The sequence below is a fragment of the Qipengyuania sp. S6317L1 genome, assembly GCF_023015615.1.
In the GTDB taxonomy this organism is placed as follows: domain Bacteria; phylum Pseudomonadota; class Alphaproteobacteria; order Sphingomonadales; family Sphingomonadaceae; genus Erythrobacter.
On the sequence record NZ_JALKAJ010000005.1, the window covers coordinates 432,288 to 447,966 of the forward strand.

Consider the following 15,679-nt stretch of genomic DNA (forward strand, 5'->3'; position numbering starts at 1 on the left):
CATCCGAAAATGCAGCGCCGGGATGGCTTACCAGGGCAGAGGGCCCGTGTAGGGTTCTTGGGGGCGCCCGTTCGGGTAGAAGCTGCCGTTGTGCCATTCGCCGCCAGGGAAGCGCTCTTCGAGTTCGCGGATAATGTTGCCCCCGCAAACCACGTCGATGTCGTGGGTGTTCAGTTCGATGATTGTGCTCATGTCAGTTCTCCTATGTGCTGATGAGGGCTTCAGTTTAGGAGACGAACGCGCGCTCAGGGATCAGCCAGATCGGCTAGCCCATTGAAATTAATCGGTTTGACCGAGGTTCAACGTGTTTGCGCGCGCGTTTGTAATTCCTTCAGCATTATCACCTAGGTTTTGTTCACAGACCGGGAACCAATGCTGTGATCGAAATCGAAGTTCAAAACGAGACCCGCCAAACACAAGAGACCATCCGCTTTGCCGCGGTGCCCCGCATCGGGGAGGGCCTGCGTCTTCGCGAAGCCGATGGAATGTGGGCGAGCTATGACATTCTGGATGTCTGGTATCAGAAGGCGGAATATGGCGATGTCTGGGTTCCTTACCTGCACATCTGCCTGACCCCCGAAGCGGGGGCCGGGCCGGATAAGGCAGCCAATGACAGCGGCCAAGTTGATGGAGCCGATGTCCACGAAGATGATACGCACGACCTGAGCGGCGAAGATGCCTTTGCAGAGCTCGGCGGGGAGGCACAGCCATTCAAAATCTGATCAAACGAACGACCGGCAAGCAAAGCCAGGCCAACGCCAACCGCGAGCCGCACGTGCCCGAGGGTGCGCCGGTCGAAACGCCCGAAGATGTGAAGCAAGTGGTCGATCCGCTTGCCGATACTGCCGCTAGGGAAGCCGACGATGGCGAAGCTGGCGATGTTGATGCTATGGTCCGCGCTGCGAAAGCGATGCGCGATGGCAGCAGCGGTTCCGGGGTAAGTCAGGCAGCTGCGAATGTGTGCCTAATCGTCGATGACAGCCGCGTGATCCGCAAGGTATCGAGCAAGATCGTAAGAACTCTCGGGTTTGTGCCGATTGAGGCGCAAGACGGGATCGAGGCGCTTGCCCGCTGCAAGAAAGCGATGCCTGCGCTTATCCTCACCGATTGGGATATGCCAGAAATGGACGGTCTTGAGTTCGTCCGCCAATTGCGCGCCATCCCGACACCCAAGGCACCCACGGTCGTGTTCTGCACTTCGAAGAACAAGCCCGCCGACGTCCACGCCAGTATTCAGGCGGGCGCGGATGACTACATCGTAAAGCCATTCGATGAGGCGGGACTTCGGGCGAAGCTGGAGCGGTTGGGGCTGGTTTGAACCTGCCCCTTACTTCACCCAATCAAGACCCATTTCCTCGAACACTTCCTTGTCCTCGGACCATCCTTCCGAATGCTTCACATGAAGGAACAGGTGCACTTTTACGCCGAGCATTTCGGATAGCTCAGCCCGCGCCGCAGCGCCGATTTCCTTAACCCGCGATCCGCCTTTACCAAGCACGATCCCCTTCTGGCTTTCGCGCGCGACGACGATCTGCTGGTGGATTTCGAGACTGCCATCGGGGCGCTCCTGATAGCTTTCAGGGCGCACCGCGCTGTCATAGGGGAGCTCTTCGTGCAGCTGCTTATAGAGCTGCTCGCGGGTGACTTCGGCAGCAAGCAGGCGTTCCGAGGCGTCCGACACCTGATCTTCGGGATACATCCACACGCCCTCTGGCATACGCTCGGCCAGAGCCGCTTTCATTTCCGGCACGCCTTCGCCATTGAGTGCTGAGACGAAGAAAATCTCTTCGAACGGGACACGTTCGTTCAATTCCTGTGCAAGCGCCAGCAGCGGTTCTTTCACCGCCTTATCGACCTTGTTGAGGACGAGGATCTTGCGCTCGGGGCGTTTTTCCAAAGCCTCGATCAAAGGCTCCAACTCATGGCGCCGCTGTTTGACCGGATCAACGATCAACAGGATCGCATCGGCGCTTTCCGCGCCTTCCCACGCCGCCGACACCATTGCGCGGTCGAGGCGCCGTTTGGGCGCAAAAATTCCCGGTGTATCGACAAGGATCATCTGCACCTGATCATGCAGCGCAATGCCGAGCATCCGTGCGCGGGTGGTCTGCGCCTTGGCAGAGGTGATCGCGACCTTCTGGCCCACCAGCTGGTTCACAAGGGTCGATTTACCCGCATTGGGCGCGCCGATAACGGCGACAACGCCGCACTTTGTTTCAGTCATTGTTTCTTTTCCTCGCCGCTTTTCCTCCGCTTCGCTGCGGGCGGCCGCTTGGCCTTGCAGAACCTGACGGTCCTGATCGGCGCTTGTCCAAAGGTTTCTCAACCAAATTCTTTCAAAAAGGCTCGGGCGGCAAGTTTTTCTGCCTCGCCTTTGCTGGTGGCGGTGGCCTCTGCCTTGCCTACGTTGTGAATACTGACCTCGACCGTGAAGCGCGAGGCGTGGTCGGGGCCCTGCCGCGACTTCACCCCGTAATGAGGCATCGCACGCTTGTTGTGTGCAGCCCATTCCTGAAGTGCGCTTTTGGGGTGCTTCGCTTTGCCCGCATCGCCCGAAAGGTCGCTTTCCCAAAGCTGCAAGATGACATCGCGGGTCACATCGAAACCATTGTCGAGAAAGCTCGCCCCGATCAGCGCTTCCATCACATCGCCAAGGATATTGTCGCTATCCGCACCGCCATCTTCGCGCGCCTGTTTGCCAAGCCTGACGTGGTCGGGCATCCCGATATTGCGGGCAATCCGCGCACAGGTCCGTCCGCTTACGAGCGCATTCAACCGCTGCGAGAGTTTGCCCTCGTGACTGTCACTCGCACGATAAAGCCAGCCTGCAACGGCAAGTCCCAGCACCCGGTCGCCAAGAAATTCGAGCCGCTGATAGTCGCGCGCATGGTTTTCTTGCTGTGGACTGCCCGAATTGAAGCTTCCGTGCGTGAGCGCCTCGAGCCAGATGGCCTCGGTGCGCACGGTGAAGCCGCTGTCTTTCAGCCATTTCGCTGTCTCAGGGGGAAGGGGGTTAGTCATAAAAGCGTTCCAATCCGGTTCCAGCGCACTGTGCTGAACCAGCTTACAGGATTGTACCAATGGGCCGATCCCTTGCTCGACCACAATATGATCGAAGCCTCGCCCACCAGCAGGTCCTGACTGACGATCCCGACCGCATCGCCGGCGCGCGCGTCAAAACGGCTGTCGCGCGAATTATCACGACTGTCGCCCATGACGAAAATGTGTCCTTCGGGCACGACGACCCTGTCAAAGACATCGGCCGGCGTCGGACCAAAGTCGAGCGTGTTGTAGCTTGTGCCATCGGGCAGCGTTTCGCGAAATTGTGAATAGTGGCATTCGATATCGCCAGAGGCCGCGAGCATCTCACGCCCGCCCCAGTTGCAGCCGGTATTGGGTGACAGCTCCACAGTAAAGTCGGACACTTGTTCCCGGGGCAGGGTCTGACCATTCAGGACCACAATCCCGTCTTGAAGCGCGACGGTGTCTCCGGGAAGGGCGATCACGCGCTTGATATAATCCGTCTCATCAACGGGATGCTTGAAGATGACGATGTCGCCCCGCTCGGGCTCGTCGGCGAAAATGCGATCCGGGATAAGCGGCGCGGAAAAAGGGAGCGAATAGCGCGAATAGCCGTAAGGCCACTTTGCCGCGAGCAACAGATCCCCGTTCATCAGGCGCGGCAACATGCTTTCCGACGGGATAGAGAAGGGCGAAAAGACGAAGCTGCGAAAGATCAGAACCGCGATGATAAGCTGGACCAGAAAGATCGCGAAGCTTCCCCATGTTTCCTGACCTGCCTCTTTCGCGCGAGGCTTCGTCTCTTGTCTCACCTGTCCTGCAGACGTATTCGCTGGTGACCTTCGCTCCTTAAGGGGAGACGCGCCAGCGTTTTTGCCTGTAGGGGTTTTGCCATTCATCTTTCGTCCCTTACTCGCCCCTTCCGTTCCAGCATAGAGGTTTTGCCCAATGAACTCATCCGCCGATAAAAAGACCAGGCAGAAGGCTGTTTGGGAGCGCTTGTCGGCGATGCCGACGCCGACTTTGGCGCAGCTTTTCAATGGCGATGAGAGCCGCTTTTCCAAGATGAGCCAGCGGCTCGAGTTTGACCTTGGCGAGGCGCAGGATGGGGCAGAGCCGACGGGGCTTTTGCTCGATTGGTCAAAGACGCATCTGGGCGATGACGAACTCGCAGCATTCGAGGAACTGGCCGAGATAACGGGCTTTGGCGCGGCGCGTGAGGCCTTGTTTGATGGCGGCATTGTGAACCCCACCGAAGGGCGCGCTGCCACCCACGCTGCAATGCGCGGCAGCGGAACCGAGGCGGACGTCGAGGAAGCCGGTGAACTGCTTCGACGCATGAGCTTGCTCGTCACCGCCATCCATGACGGCGCATTTGGCAAGGTTGAGCACCTGATCCACATCGGCATAGGCGGCTCTGCGCTTGGTCCCGACCTGGCGGTGGATGCGCTGACGCGGGATTTCGCCCGCGTGGATGTCCACGTAGTCTCAAACATCGACGGTCTTGCCTTGGAGCAGGCTTTCGCGGCGTGCGATCCGCACACGACCATGATCGCGGTGGCCTCCAAGACCTTTACCACGACCGAGACGATGACGAATGCCGCGAGCGCCTTGAAGTGGCTTGGCGACAACAACGTCAGCGATCCGAGCGGGCGCGTGGTGGCTCTCACTGCCAACCCGGAAAAAGCGGTGGAATGGGGCGTCGATGAAACACGCATCCTGCCTTTTCCTGAAAGCGTTGGCGGTCGCTATTCGCTGTGGTCGAGCATTGGTTTCCCGCTCGCGCTCGCGATAGGCATGGAAGAGTTCACCGAGTTTCTTGCCGGCGCGCAAGGGATGGACACCCACTTTCGCGAAACCGAGGGCAGGGCGAATGGACCGCTTTTGGCGGCGTTTGGCGATCTCTATTATTCAAGAATGCGCGGGTGCCAGACCCGCGCGGTGTTTGCCTATGATGAACGCCTGGCGCTGCTCCCCGACTATCTCCAACAGCTGGAGATGGAGAGCAACGGCAAGTCTGTGACCGTGAGCGGCGAACCCGTCGACGCGCCCACCGCCGCCATTACGTGGGGCGGGGTCGGCACTGACGCGCAGCACGCGGTGTTCCAGCTCCTCCACCAAGGCACGCATCTTATCCCCGTAGACTTCATCGCAAGCATCGCGCCGGGCGACGAGCTCAACCCTGCGCACCACAAGGCTCTTCTCGCCAACTGCTTTGCCCAAGGTGCAAGCCTGATGGCAGGCGGCAATATGAGCGCAGATGGCAAGGATCCGGCGCGCGGTTTTGCAGGTGACCGGCCTTCTGCGACGATCTTGGTGGATGATCTGGACGCAGCGACCTTGGGCGCGCTCATTGCTTTCCACGAACACCGCGTTTTTGCAGGCGCGGTCCTCATGGGCATCAACCCCTTCGATCAATTCGGCGTCGAGCTGGGCAAGAAGATGGCGAAAGAGGTTGAGAGCGGTGAGGGGGACTTCGATGCGAGTACCAAAGCGCTGATGGAAGCGGCGGGGTTGGGTTAGGCAGACTACCGCGCGCGTCCTTCGGCAGGCTCAGGCTGAACGGAGGCGAGGGAAAGGGTCGAAGGCGAATTGCTTTGACATTTTGCGCTGCAGCATCCATTTACGCTTCCTACAGCGAAACGCACCCAAGCCAGCGTGAAGCGGCGGCTCTCTTTTGAACCCGCCCCGGCTAAGCGTTTCACCCAACCTCTTACAGCTTCCCATTTCACGCGGGCGGTTTTTTAACCCCGCGCTTCGCACGCCCTATTTGCGCGTGCGCTCCGCACATTTTTGCGAGTTTACATGACAAATTTTGACAAACTCGGGCTGTCACAGCCCGTTCTTCAAGCTCTTGATCTCAAGGGCTATTCCACTCCCACGCCAATTCAGGAACAGGCCATTCCGCCGGTTCTTGAGGGCCGTGATCTTCTTGGCATTGCGCAAACGGGCACCGGGAAAACGGCGGCTTTCATGCTGCCTTCCATTGACCGCTTGCGTGCAAGCGACAATCGCATTCCGTTTAAATCCTGCCGCATGCTGGTTCTCGCCCCGACGCGCGAACTGGTGCAGCAGATTGCCGATTCAGCAAAGGACTACGGCGCGCTTGCCGGCCTGAAGGTCCAATCGATTGTCGGCGGCACTTCGGTCAACAAGGACCGCAACAAGCTCCATCGCGGCACCGATATTCTGATCGCAACACCGGGGCGTTTGCTCGATCTGATCGATCAAAAGGCGTTCAACCTCAACGGGGTCGAAGTGCTGGTGCTTGATGAAGCGGATCAAATGCTCGATCTGGGCTTTATCCACGCGCTTCGTCGTATCAACGAACTTGTCCCGAAAGAGCGCCAGACGCTGTTCTTCTCGGCCACCATGCCCAAGGCGATCAAGGAACTGGTGAAAAACTACTGCCGCAATCCGGTGCAGGTTTCTGTCACGCCTGAAAGCACGACGGCAGAGCGGATCGACCAATATATCTTCATGGTGCAAAAGGATGAAAAGCAGTGGCTGCTTGATATGATCCTTGGCGGTCAACACCGCGTGCCCGGCGATATGGAGCGCGTCCTTATCTTCACCCGCACGAAGCACGGCGCGGACCGCGTGGTGAAGAAGTTGCGCCAGCGCGGGATTGAATCAAATGCCATCCACGGCAACAAGTCCCAGCCTCAGCGCCAGCGCGCTCTCGATGAGTTTCGTCGCGGCAAAACCAGCATTCTGATCGCCACCGATGTGGCGGCACGCGGGATTGATATTCCGGGCGTCAGCCACGTGATCAATTACGAGCTTCCCAATGTGCCAGAGCAATATGTGCACCGCATCGGGCGGACCGCGCGCGCGGGCAAGGACGGGATTGCGATTGCGTTCTGCGGTGAGGATGAGCGGTCCTATCTCAAGGACATCCGCAAGGTAACGAAAGCAGAACTTGACCGGCTGGACCTTCCGGAAAACTTCCGCGCCGTGGTTGAAGGCGAGGGACCAACCAAGCCTGCTCCCAAGGGTGCAACTCGCGTTTCCAAGAAGAAGATCAAGCCAAAGCCCGCCGGCGCATCTGCAAAGCAAAAGCCAAAGGGCGAGGGTCAGGATACAGAAAAGCCCAAAAAGCCAAAGCACCAGGCGCGCAAGGGCAAGCCCAACGCAGGCAAGCGCTTTGGTAAGCCTGGCGGCGGTCCCGGCGGCTCACGCCCAGGCGGCAACCGCAACCGGCGTGGCAACGGCGGAGGTAGCGGCGGAGGAAGCGGCGGCGGCGGTCAGGGCGCGGCGAGGCGGCGTTCTTCCGGCGGCTAAGGCATACAAAATCTTGCAAAATTGGTGCGCAACCTGCGCTCGAATTTAAAGCGAAATTAAACATGCAAGGCCTAACTGGCGCTTCATTCAGCAAGCACGCCAGCAAGGGGCCGTAACACTCGCATGATCCGCACCGATACGACATTGATCATAGGCGCTGGCGCTAATCGCGAGATCGAGATGCCCGACGGGCCCGAGCTCCTGAATAAAATCGCCAGCGGCTATGAATTCGAGCGGCTCAATTCCGAGGTTAAATCTCGCGATTTGATCAACCTGGCGAACCTGTTCGAGCAGGTCGCACCGCAAGTGGGCATGAGCTATGACGAGCTTGTGCGCGGAGCAACGGCGATCCGCGATGCGACTTTGGTCAGCACCAATATCGATGCGATCCTCGAACAATACGGGCACGACCCGGCAGTTCAGGCCGCGGGCAAGATTGCGATCGTTTACTACACGCTACAGGCCGAATCCAAATCGACCTTGGCGGTAGAACCGCGTTCGGCCGATGAGCTGCCGCTGCGAGGCACGGAAAACTGGCTCTATCAACTGGGTCAGTTGATCGTGAAGGGCGTGCCGCGCGCGCGGGCCGAAGAGTGCTTCGAGAAGCTTTCCATAGTGTGTTTCAACTATGACCGCGCGATTGAACATTACCTGCCGTGGGTGGTGCAGCGCGCGTTCGGAATGACCATCGAAGAGGCGCAGGAGCTTGTCGCAGGACGCCTTCGCATCGTGCACCCTTACGGCGTTGCCGGGCGTTTGCCATGGCAAGGCGATGAGGAGAACGGGGCGACATGGGGCAATATCGATGCTGACAATATAGTCGCACTGTCAAAGCGCATCTTCACCGCCAGTCAACGGGCCAAGTCGCGCCAGTTCCAATCATACTTGCGCGCCGAGATGTCACGCGGCAAACGCCTCGCCTTTCTTGGCTTTGGGTTTGATCCGATGAATGTCGCCATGCTGTTTGACGAGCTCGAACACGACAATCCCGATATGCTGATCACGCTGATGAATATTGGAGAGACCGAGCAAAAGGCGATCCTGCGGCTTATTCACCGCCTGACCGGTATCACCGACGATGGACTGATCACGCTTGAGAATATGAAAGCTTTTGAGCTTCTTCGCGATTATGCGCGGTTCCTCGAAAGCTGAGCTTCCCGCTAATCAAGCAATGAACGAAAGCGCAGGCGTAACCCGCTTGCCCCTTATCACGAAGATGACCATATGCGGACCAATCAAGAGGAACGGATATGGCCAACGACAAATACGACTACGACCTTTTCACAATCGGCATTGGCTCGGGCGGAACTCGCGCGAGCCGTGTGGCTGCCGCGCATGGCGCTCGGGTGGCTGCTGCCGAAGAACACAGGGTCGGAGGCACCTGCGTCATTCGCGGATGTGTGCCGAAAAAAATGCTCGTTTACGGCGCGCAGTTTGCCGAGGACCTCGAAGATGCGACGCAATTTGGCTGGACCATCGAGGGCAAAAGCTTTGACTGGGTGAAGCTGCGCGACCACGTGATGAAGGACGTCGCGCGGATCGAGAGCGTCTATACCGACACGCTCGACAATCACGATGTCACCATCTTCAAACAGCGCGCCGAGATCACGGGCGACCACGAGATCACCCTTGAAGATGGCACTGTTGTCACTGCGGAACATATCCTGATCGCCACCGGCGCGCGCCCTTTCATTCCCGATTTTCCCGGCAAGACCCACTGCATAACATCCAACGAGGCATTTCATCTCGATGAAGTGCCCGGCTGCATCCTGATTATGGGCGGTGGCTATATCGCGAACGAATTTGCCGGTATCTTCAACGAGTTCGGATCGAACGTCGTTGTCGCCAACCGTTCGGACGTGATCCTTCGCGACTATGATTTCTCGCTGCGTGACCGCCTGATGCAGATTTCGATGACAAAGGGAATCGAATTTCTCTTCAACGCCGATATCGAAAGGGTGGAAGAGAACGAAAATGGCACATACGACGTAAAGCTCGCAGGGCACGAAGTGCGCACCTTCGACAAAGTCCTGCTCGCCACTGGCCGTGTTCCGAATACAGAAGGATTGGGGCTTGAGAGCGTTGGCGTCGAAACCGGCGAAAAAGGCGAGATCAAGGTCGACGAGTTTTCCAGGACGAATGTCGATTACATCTACGCTGTCGGCGATGTGACCAACCGGGTTCAGCTGACCCCCGTCGCTATCCGTGAAGGTCAAGCCTTTGCCGACAGCGTATTTGGCCCGGACGAACCTTACAGTGTCGATCACAGCTGCATCCCCAGCGCGGTGTTCAGCCATCCTCCGATTTCCTCTGTTGGTCTGAACGAACGCGAGGCAAAGGATCAATATGGTCAGGTTTCGGTCTACACCTCGGATTTCCGCCCGATGAAAAACGTGGTGGCCGGGCGTAACGAACGCAGCCTGATCAAGATGATCTGCGATGGAGCGAATGGAAAGATCCTGGGCCTCCACATGATCGGGCCTGACGCGCCAGAGATCATGCAGGCCGCCGCAGTGGCGGTCAAAGCGGGCATGAACAAAGCCGATTTCGATGCGACGACTGCGATCCATCCGACCGTCGCCGAGGAGCTGGTGCTGCTCAAGTAACGCGCGAGAAACGCTCAGGGGCAAAGAGGGCGGGAGTGATCCCGTTCTCTTTGAACTTGGGCTGCAAGCCGCGTTGCATGATCACAGAGGCTCCTGTTTCGGCAAGGGCGGGGGAGGTTTGAAAGCCGTATCCCCCCTGTCCTGCGAACCAGAAAAAACCGGGCGTGTCGGGGGCAAATCCCACGACCGGCAATTCGTCAGGAGCAAAGCTTCTGAGACCTGCCCATGAGTGAGCGATGCGGGTTATTTCGATCTCGCTCGCCTCCCCGATCCTGTGGGCGATTGTTGCAATGTCGATTTCTTCGGGGGCGGCATCGCATGGATCGCTTGCCCCTTCGTCCTGCGGCGAGGCGAGCAGTTGGTCTGAACCTTCAGGCAAAAGATAAAAACCCTCCCCAAGCGTTTTGACAAAAGGCCACTTGGCGCTGCGTGTGCCCTCGGGCGCAGCAAAGGCGATCACTGTGCGGCGGCGTGGCTCAATCCCGATGGGATGGGCGCCTGCCATGCGAGCGACCTCATCCGCCCATGCTCCGGCAGCGTTGATGAGCACAGGCGCCGTATAGAGGCCCGCAGTTGTCCGCGCCTCCCAGCTGTTGCCCTTGCGGCTCAGACCGATCACCCGCGCACCGCAGATCAATTGACCATCTCGAGAGCGAAGATCGCGCAAATGCCCCTGAAGCATCGCATCTGTATCGAGTTTGAGCGCGCCGCGATCGAGAAGCGCTTCGTGAATGTGATCTTTGCCGGTCTTCAAAACCGGTACCAGTTCGCGCACATCGTCAGCGAAAAGCCGCTCGCAATCACAGCCAAAGGAGCGGTGTTCCTCTTCAAGCGCATCAAGCTCGGCAATCTGGTCGCTGCGCGCAATATGCAGGGCTGGGTGAGGGCGGGCATAACGGGCGCGGTCGTCGCACGGGCTGGCCGCAAGTTCATCAAGGCTCATCGCCGTGAGTGTGCGGACAATTTTTTCGCCAAGGCCGAAATGCGCAAAAGCCACGCTGCGACCCGAAGCGTGATAGCCCGGCGCGCTTTCCGCCTCTAGCACCATCACGCGACCATGCTCTGACAGGCGGGCGGCCAGCGAAAGGCCTGCGATCCCGGCTCCGACAACCAGAAAGTCGCTGTGCGCCTGTCCGTCGCTGGTCATAAACTCTCAAAACCCTCGCTGCTGTCATGACGCTTATATCGCAACAGCTGCCATTTTCGAGCCGTTGTTCGCAGCCTCCGCTGAGCGTGCAAAGCGTGAGGGGGCTGAACTTTTGATAAGTTGACGCTTGGCAATGGGTGCGGCAACGAACGGACAAACATTCAATCAGGGACAGGGATCACTTAATGTCTGCCAATATTGCTGAAATGGAACGCAAGCGCGAAGCTGCCAGAATGGGCGGCGGGCAAAAGCGCATCGACGCACAGCACGCCAAGGGCAAGCTGACCGCGCGCGAACGCCTCGATGTGTTGCTCGACGAAGGCTCGTTTGAAGAGATCGACACTTACGTAGAGCATGATTGTGTTGATTTCGGCATGGCGGAACAGAAGATACCGGGCGACGGCGTCGTAACCGGCTCTGGCACGATCAACGGGCGGCTGGTCTATGTGTTCAGCCAGGACTTCACCGTCTTCGGCGGCTCCTTGTCGAAACGCCATGCGGAGAAAATCTGCAAGGTAATGGACACCGCCATGAAAGTGGGCGCTCCGGTGATCGGCCTCAATGACAGCGGCGGCGCGCGTATTCAGGAAGGCGTCGCATCGCTTGGCGGTTATGCCGATGTGTTCCAGAAGAACGTTCTCGCATCCGGAGTTATCCCTCAGATCAGCCTTATCATGGGCCCTTGTGCAGGCGGCGCTGTATACTCGCCTGCCATGACCGACTTCATCTTTATGGTGAAGGATAGCTCTTACATGTTCGTGACCGGGCCGGACGTTGTGAAGACCGTCACCAACGAAGAAGTCACGCAGGAAGAGCTGGGCGGGGCGATTACCCACACAACCAAAACATCGGTCGCCGATATCGCTTTCGAGAATGACATCGAGACGCTCCTCGCAACGCGCGAGTTCTTCAACTACCTGCCATTGTCCAACCGCGAGGAAGCGCCAGAGCTTCCCACCAATGACCCGTGGGACCGGCTGGAGCACTCGCTCGACACCATTATCCCGGACAATGCGAACCAGCCTTATGATATGCATGAGGTGATCCGTAAGACATTGGACGAAGGCGAGTTTTTCGAAATTCAGCCAGCGCACGCCGCCAACATCATCTGCGGCTTTGGCCGGGTTGAAGGGCGCACCGTGGGCGTGGTTGCGAACCAGCCTATGGTGCTTGCTGGCGTACTCGATATTGCATCATCCAAGAAGGCCGCGCGTTTTGTGCGTTTCTGCGATGCGTTTGAAATTCCGATTGTGACCTTCGTCGATGTTCCCGGCTTCCTGCCCGGCACGGCTCAGGAAATGGGCGGCATCATCAAGCACGGCGCAAAGCTGCTGTTCGCATATGGCGAGGCGACCGTGCCCAAGATCACCATCATCACCCGCAAGGCCTATGGCGGCGCATACGATGTGATGGCGTCCAAACACCTTCGCGGCGACCTCAACTACGCCTGGCCCACCGCAGAGATCGCCGTGATGGGAGCCAAAGGTGCGGTGGAGATCATCTTCCGCCAAGACCGCGGCGATGCCGAGAAGATCGCGGAGAAAACCAAGGAATATGAAGACCGCTTTGCCAACCCCTTCGTGGCGGCATCGCGTGGCTATATCGACGAGGTGATCCACCCGCATTCTACGCGGCGCAGGGTCGCGCTGGGGCTAAGGAAGCTGCGGACCAAGCAATTGGAGAACCCTTGGAAGAAGCATGATAATATTCCGTTGTGATGGAGTGGAGAGTGCTTCTTGAGCTAATCCTAAGTTTTGTAGTCACTTGGGGGATCGGATTAAGTCTCCCCTGCTTGATAAGATATCGAATTGCTCGTGCGCCTCTTGAGCCTTGGAAGGCCAATGCAATCGCTTTCGCAAACAGTTTGACTCTTTGGATCGCCTTTCGATTTGTGCTTTTGCTCTTGGATCAGACTGAGCCGGGCCCGGGTGTCGTTTGGGTCTTGGTGTTCTTTGCATCACGCTGGATCATGACACGCGGCTGGAAAGAGTCTTTAATTGAAAGAGCCGAAAGGCGGCTTGAGTCCAAGGACATCTCAGAGGATGAAAGAGCAAAACTCGAAGATGGATTGGGCCGCCTTAAAAAATGACTCTGGCATCCTCTAGGACACAATACGCGAACTTTTTCCGTCATTGCGAGCGTAGCGAAGCAATCCAGAGCGGGTCGCGCGACGCCCTGGATTGCCGCGTCGCCTGCGGCTCCTCGCAATGACGACCGGGAAATTGCCTTGTGTCTACATCATGGCCAGTAAGCGAAATGGCACACTCTACACTGGCGTGACTTCCGACCTGCCGAAGCGGACTTGGCAACACCGCGACGGTGTGGCTGACGGGTTCACAAAAAAGTATGGCTGCAAAATGCTCGTTTGGTTTGAACGGCACGACACGATGGATGCAGCCATAGCTCGCGAAAAGCAGATCAAGGCGGGCAACCGCCGAAAGAAGCTGGCTTTGATCGAAACCGAAAACCCCACTTGGCACGACCTATTCGAAACCATTGCACAATGACCCCGCACCCGTCATTGCGAGCCGCGAGGCGGCGTGGCAATCCAGAATGGTGGAGCGAGACAGACTCGATTGCTTCGCTGCGCTCGCAATGACGAAAGGCATAAAATGAAACTAGGCCGCCTAAACCATATCGGGATCGCAACGCCCTCCATCGCAGACTCCATCGCGCATTACCGCGACACGATGGGCGCGACGCAGATCACCGAGCCCTTTGACCTGCCCGAGCAGGGCGTCAAAGTCTGCTTTGTCGACACGCCCACAGACAGCGGAATGAACGGCACGCAGCTTGAGCTGATCGAGCCTTTTGACGAGAGCTCTCCGATCAACGGCTTCCTTGCCAAGAACCCGGCGGGTGGTCAGCACCATGTCTGCTTTGAAGTGCCCGATATCGAGGAAGCCCGGGCCTATTTCGAGGGGATCGGCAAACGCATCCTTGGCCCCACGCGGATCGGTGCACACGGCACGCCGATCTTCTTCCTGCACCCAAAAGATATGAAGGGAATGCTCACCGAGATCATGGAAACGCCGAAAGAGGGAGCGCATTGATGCTTCTCTATGACAGCCCCAGTCCCGCGCCCAATCCGCGGCGGGTTCGCATCTTTGCCGCTGAAAAGGGTATTGATCTTCCCTCCAAGGAAGTGTCCATCCCCAAGCGCGAGCAGAAATCGCCAGAATTCACCGCCAAGAACCCGCGCGGTCAGACGCCGATCCTCGAGCTAGACGATGGCACAGTTATCGCAGAGAGTGTGGCGATCATGCGCTATCTTGAGGCGCAGCATCCCGAACCGCCGATGTTCGGCACAAACGCGCTTGAAATTGCGCAGATCGAGATGTGGAGCCGCAGGGTTGAAATGATCCTCATGTCGACGGCCGGGGCGGTCTGGGTGCACACCCACGCCTTCACCTCCGCGCTACCGGGTCGCAACACAGACTGGGGCGAGGCCAATCGTCCGCGCGCCTTTGCTGCGATGCGGTTCTTCGATCAATCGCTGGCGGAGCGCGAATTTCTCGCAGGCGATACCTATAGCGCCGCCGATATCCTTCTTTTGACCACAGTGGATTTTGCAAATTTCATCGGCCTTGAAATGCCGGAAGAATGCAGCGCGCTTCGTGCATGGCACGAACGGGTTTCGGCAAGGCCCAGCGCGAAAGCCTGATCGACCATTCTGTGCACATCGCTCTTGCACCGGCCTGCAATCCTCGGCAGGACCGGTTGCGAAACGAAACGCACACGCAACGCAATAACGCACTCAGGGAGAGAGCCCATATGACCTATGAAACCATCAAGGTGGACCGCGAAGGCCCGCTGATGATCCTGACGCTGAACAAGCCGGATCGTTTGAACGCAATGGCCCCGCAGATGGCCGATGAGATCGGTCAGGCATTTTATGACATTGGCGACGCGCGCGCAGTCCTCATAACTGGCGAGGGCAAAGGGTTTTGTTCTGGCGCAGACCTGTCCGCGCGCGGCGACGGCTCGGCGCTCGGCTCCAAAGGCGGCAGCCACGAGGCGCTGCAGAAACACTATAACCCCGCAATCAGCCAGATCGTGCGTGCCGAAGTTCCCGTAATCTGCGCGGTTAACGGTCCGGCGGCGGGTGTGGGATGCTCGCTCGCTCTTGCAGCTGATTTCACCATTGTCGCCAAAAGCGCCTATTTTCTTCAGGCCTTCGTCAACATCGGCCTCGTGCCAGATGGCGGATCGACCTGGCTGCTCACCCGCGCAATCGGCCGTGCACGCGCCACACGCATGATGATGCTGGGCGAGAAGATCGGCGGCGAACAGGCCGAGGAGTGGGGGCTTGCCTACAAGTGTGTCGACGACGGCGACCTGATGGACGAAGCGCGTGCGCTAGCGGAAAAGCTCGCCAATGGGCCGACGGTTGCGATCAAAACCATGAAGCGCAACATCGCAATGGCCGCGGACGGCACGCTTGAACAGGTGCTTGTCGCAGAAGCAGAAGGGCAGCGCATTGCTGGAGCGAGCCAAGACGCGATGGAAGGCGGCATGGCGTTCCTGCAAAAACGCAAAGCCGAGTTCAAAGGGCAGTAAGGCCCTCTCAAAATAAATAGGGATTCAAAAGAAATTGGGGCGGTGCCTTTGCGCTGCCCCT

General features: G+C 58.3%; 16 protein-coding genes. 11 read left to right on the forward strand and 5 right to left on the reverse strand.

The window, feature by feature from the left end:
• Positions 1–27: 27 nt before the first annotated feature.
• Positions 28–192, reverse strand: coding sequence for a hypothetical protein (locus MWU38_RS13680; RefSeq protein WP_247272355.1), 165 nt, complete (start codon positions 190–192; stop codon positions 28–30).
• Between the two features lie 185 nt (positions 193–377).
• Between MWU38_RS13680 and MWU38_RS13685 the strand changes: the two genes are divergently transcribed.
• Entirely contained in the window at positions 378–722 is a 345-nt protein-coding gene (locus MWU38_RS13685) for a hypothetical protein (protein WP_247272356.1), read from the forward strand.
• Between the two features lie 53 nt (positions 723–775).
• On the forward strand, positions 776–1,318 hold the full coding sequence (locus tag MWU38_RS13690) for a response regulator (protein ID WP_348646906.1): 543 nt from the start codon (positions 776–778) through the stop codon (positions 1,316–1,318).
• Between the two features lie 9 nt (positions 1,319–1,327).
• Here the strand turns inward: MWU38_RS13690 and era are convergent, their stop codons facing one another.
• The 3 genes from era to lepB form a co-directional block, all read right to left on the reverse strand.
• A complete protein-coding gene (gene era, locus MWU38_RS13695; protein ID WP_247272357.1) occupies positions 1,328–2,224 on the reverse strand; it encodes a GTPase Era in 897 nt (298 codons plus the stop codon).
• Positions 2,225–2,322: 98 nt separating this feature from the next.
• Positions 2,323–3,021: a ribonuclease III gene (rnc, locus tag MWU38_RS13700; RefSeq protein ID WP_247272358.1), complete on the reverse strand. Its 699-nt coding sequence runs from the start codon at positions 3,019–3,021 to the stop codon at positions 2,323–2,325.
• Positions 3,018–3,833 (reverse strand): signal peptidase I, encoded by an 816-nt coding sequence (gene lepB, locus MWU38_RS13705; RefSeq protein ID WP_247272359.1) that lies wholly within the window; start codon positions 3,831–3,833, stop codon positions 3,018–3,020. Before lepB ends, rnc begins: the two co-directional genes overlap by 4 nt.
• 136 nt (positions 3,834–3,969) lie before the next feature.
• Here lepB and pgi point away from each other — a divergent pair, with 136 nt between their 5' ends.
• The 4 genes from pgi to gorA all read left to right on the forward strand — a co-directional run bounded on the left by pgi (position 3,970) and on the right by gorA (position 9,911).
• A complete protein-coding gene (pgi, locus tag MWU38_RS13710) occupies positions 3,970–5,544 on the forward strand; it encodes a glucose-6-phosphate isomerase (protein ID WP_247272360.1) in 1,575 nt (524 codons plus the stop codon).
• Between the two features lie 282 nt (positions 5,545–5,826).
• Entirely contained in the window at positions 5,827–7,305 is a 1,479-nt protein-coding gene (locus tag MWU38_RS13715) for a DEAD/DEAH box helicase (RefSeq protein ID WP_247272361.1), read from the forward strand.
• Positions 7,306–7,428: 123 nt separating this feature from the next.
• Entirely contained in the window at positions 7,429–8,457 is a 1,029-nt protein-coding gene (locus tag MWU38_RS13720) for a hypothetical protein (protein ID WP_247272362.1), read from the forward strand.
• Positions 8,458–8,555: 98 nt separating this feature from the next.
• The gene (gorA, locus tag MWU38_RS13725) at positions 8,556–9,911 is read left to right on the forward strand and encodes a glutathione-disulfide reductase (protein WP_247272363.1); all 1,356 of its coding nucleotides are present in this window, start codon (positions 8,556–8,558) and stop codon (positions 9,909–9,911) included.
• Here gorA and MWU38_RS13730 read toward each other — a convergent pair.
• Positions 9,904–11,058: an FAD-dependent oxidoreductase gene (locus tag MWU38_RS13730; RefSeq protein ID WP_247272364.1), complete on the reverse strand. Its 1,155-nt coding sequence runs from the start codon at positions 11,056–11,058 to the stop codon at positions 9,904–9,906. The genes gorA and MWU38_RS13730 overlap by 8 nt on opposite strands.
• A gap of 185 nt (positions 11,059–11,243) precedes the next feature.
• Between MWU38_RS13730 and MWU38_RS13735 the strand changes: the two genes are divergently transcribed.
• From MWU38_RS13735 to MWU38_RS13755, 5 genes are all read left to right on the forward strand, one after another.
• Positions 11,244–12,776 carry an acyl-CoA carboxylase subunit beta gene (locus MWU38_RS13735; RefSeq protein WP_247272365.1) on the forward strand — a complete coding sequence of 511 codons (1,533 nt, stop codon included), beginning with the start codon at positions 11,244–11,246 and terminating at the stop codon, positions 12,774–12,776.
• A gap of 522 nt (positions 12,777–13,298) precedes the next feature.
• Positions 13,299–13,565 (forward strand): GIY-YIG nuclease family protein, encoded by a 267-nt coding sequence (locus tag MWU38_RS13740; RefSeq protein ID WP_247272366.1) that lies wholly within the window; start codon positions 13,299–13,301, stop codon positions 13,563–13,565.
• A gap of 105 nt (positions 13,566–13,670) precedes the next feature.
• Positions 13,671–14,111 carry a methylmalonyl-CoA epimerase gene (gene mce, locus MWU38_RS13745; RefSeq protein ID WP_247272367.1) on the forward strand — a complete coding sequence of 147 codons (441 nt, stop codon included), beginning with the start codon at positions 13,671–13,673 and terminating at the stop codon, positions 14,109–14,111.
• Positions 14,111–14,722, forward strand: a complete 612-nt coding sequence (locus tag MWU38_RS13750; protein WP_247272368.1) for a glutathione S-transferase family protein — start codon at positions 14,111–14,113, stop codon at positions 14,720–14,722. The genes mce and MWU38_RS13750 overlap by 1 nt, the downstream gene beginning before the upstream one ends.
• Before the next feature lie 110 nt (positions 14,723–14,832).
• Positions 14,833–15,618, forward strand: coding sequence for an enoyl-CoA hydratase-related protein (locus MWU38_RS13755; protein WP_247272604.1), 786 nt, complete (start codon positions 14,833–14,835; stop codon positions 15,616–15,618).
• Positions 15,619–15,679 lie beyond the last annotated feature (61 nt).

Coding starts and splice junctions, on each gene's coding strand:
- MWU38_RS13680 (WP_247272355.1), bottom strand. CDS start 192: ATGAGCACAATCATCGAACTGAACACCCACGACATCGACGTGGTTTGC.
- era (WP_247272357.1), bottom strand. CDS start 2,224: ATGACTGAAACAAAGTGCGGCGTTGTCGCCGTTATCGGCGCGCCCAAT.
- rnc (WP_247272358.1), bottom strand. CDS start 3,021: ATGACTAACCCCCTTCCCCCTGAGACAGCGAAATGGCTGAAAGACAGC.
- pgi (WP_247272360.1), top strand. CDS start 3,970: ATGAACTCATCCGCCGATAAAAAGACCAGGCAGAAGGCTGTTTGGGAG.
- MWU38_RS13715 (WP_247272361.1), top strand. CDS start 5,827: ATGACAAATTTTGACAAACTCGGGCTGTCACAGCCCGTTCTTCAAGCT.
- MWU38_RS13720 (WP_247272362.1), top strand. CDS start 7,429: ATGATCCGCACCGATACGACATTGATCATAGGCGCTGGCGCTAATCGC.
- gorA (WP_247272363.1), top strand. CDS start 8,556: ATGGCCAACGACAAATACGACTACGACCTTTTCACAATCGGCATTGGC.
- MWU38_RS13730 (WP_247272364.1), bottom strand. CDS start 11,058: ATGACCAGCGACGGACAGGCGCACAGCGACTTTCTGGTTGTCGGAGCC.
- MWU38_RS13735 (WP_247272365.1), top strand. CDS start 11,244: ATGTCTGCCAATATTGCTGAAATGGAACGCAAGCGCGAAGCTGCCAGA.
- MWU38_RS13740 (WP_247272366.1), top strand. CDS start 13,299: ATGGCCAGTAAGCGAAATGGCACACTCTACACTGGCGTGACTTCCGAC.
- mce (WP_247272367.1), top strand. CDS start 13,671: ATGAAACTAGGCCGCCTAAACCATATCGGGATCGCAACGCCCTCCATC.
- MWU38_RS13750 (WP_247272368.1), top strand. CDS start 14,111: ATGCTTCTCTATGACAGCCCCAGTCCCGCGCCCAATCCGCGGCGGGTT.
- MWU38_RS13755 (WP_247272604.1), top strand. CDS start 14,833: ATGACCTATGAAACCATCAAGGTGGACCGCGAAGGCCCGCTGATGATC.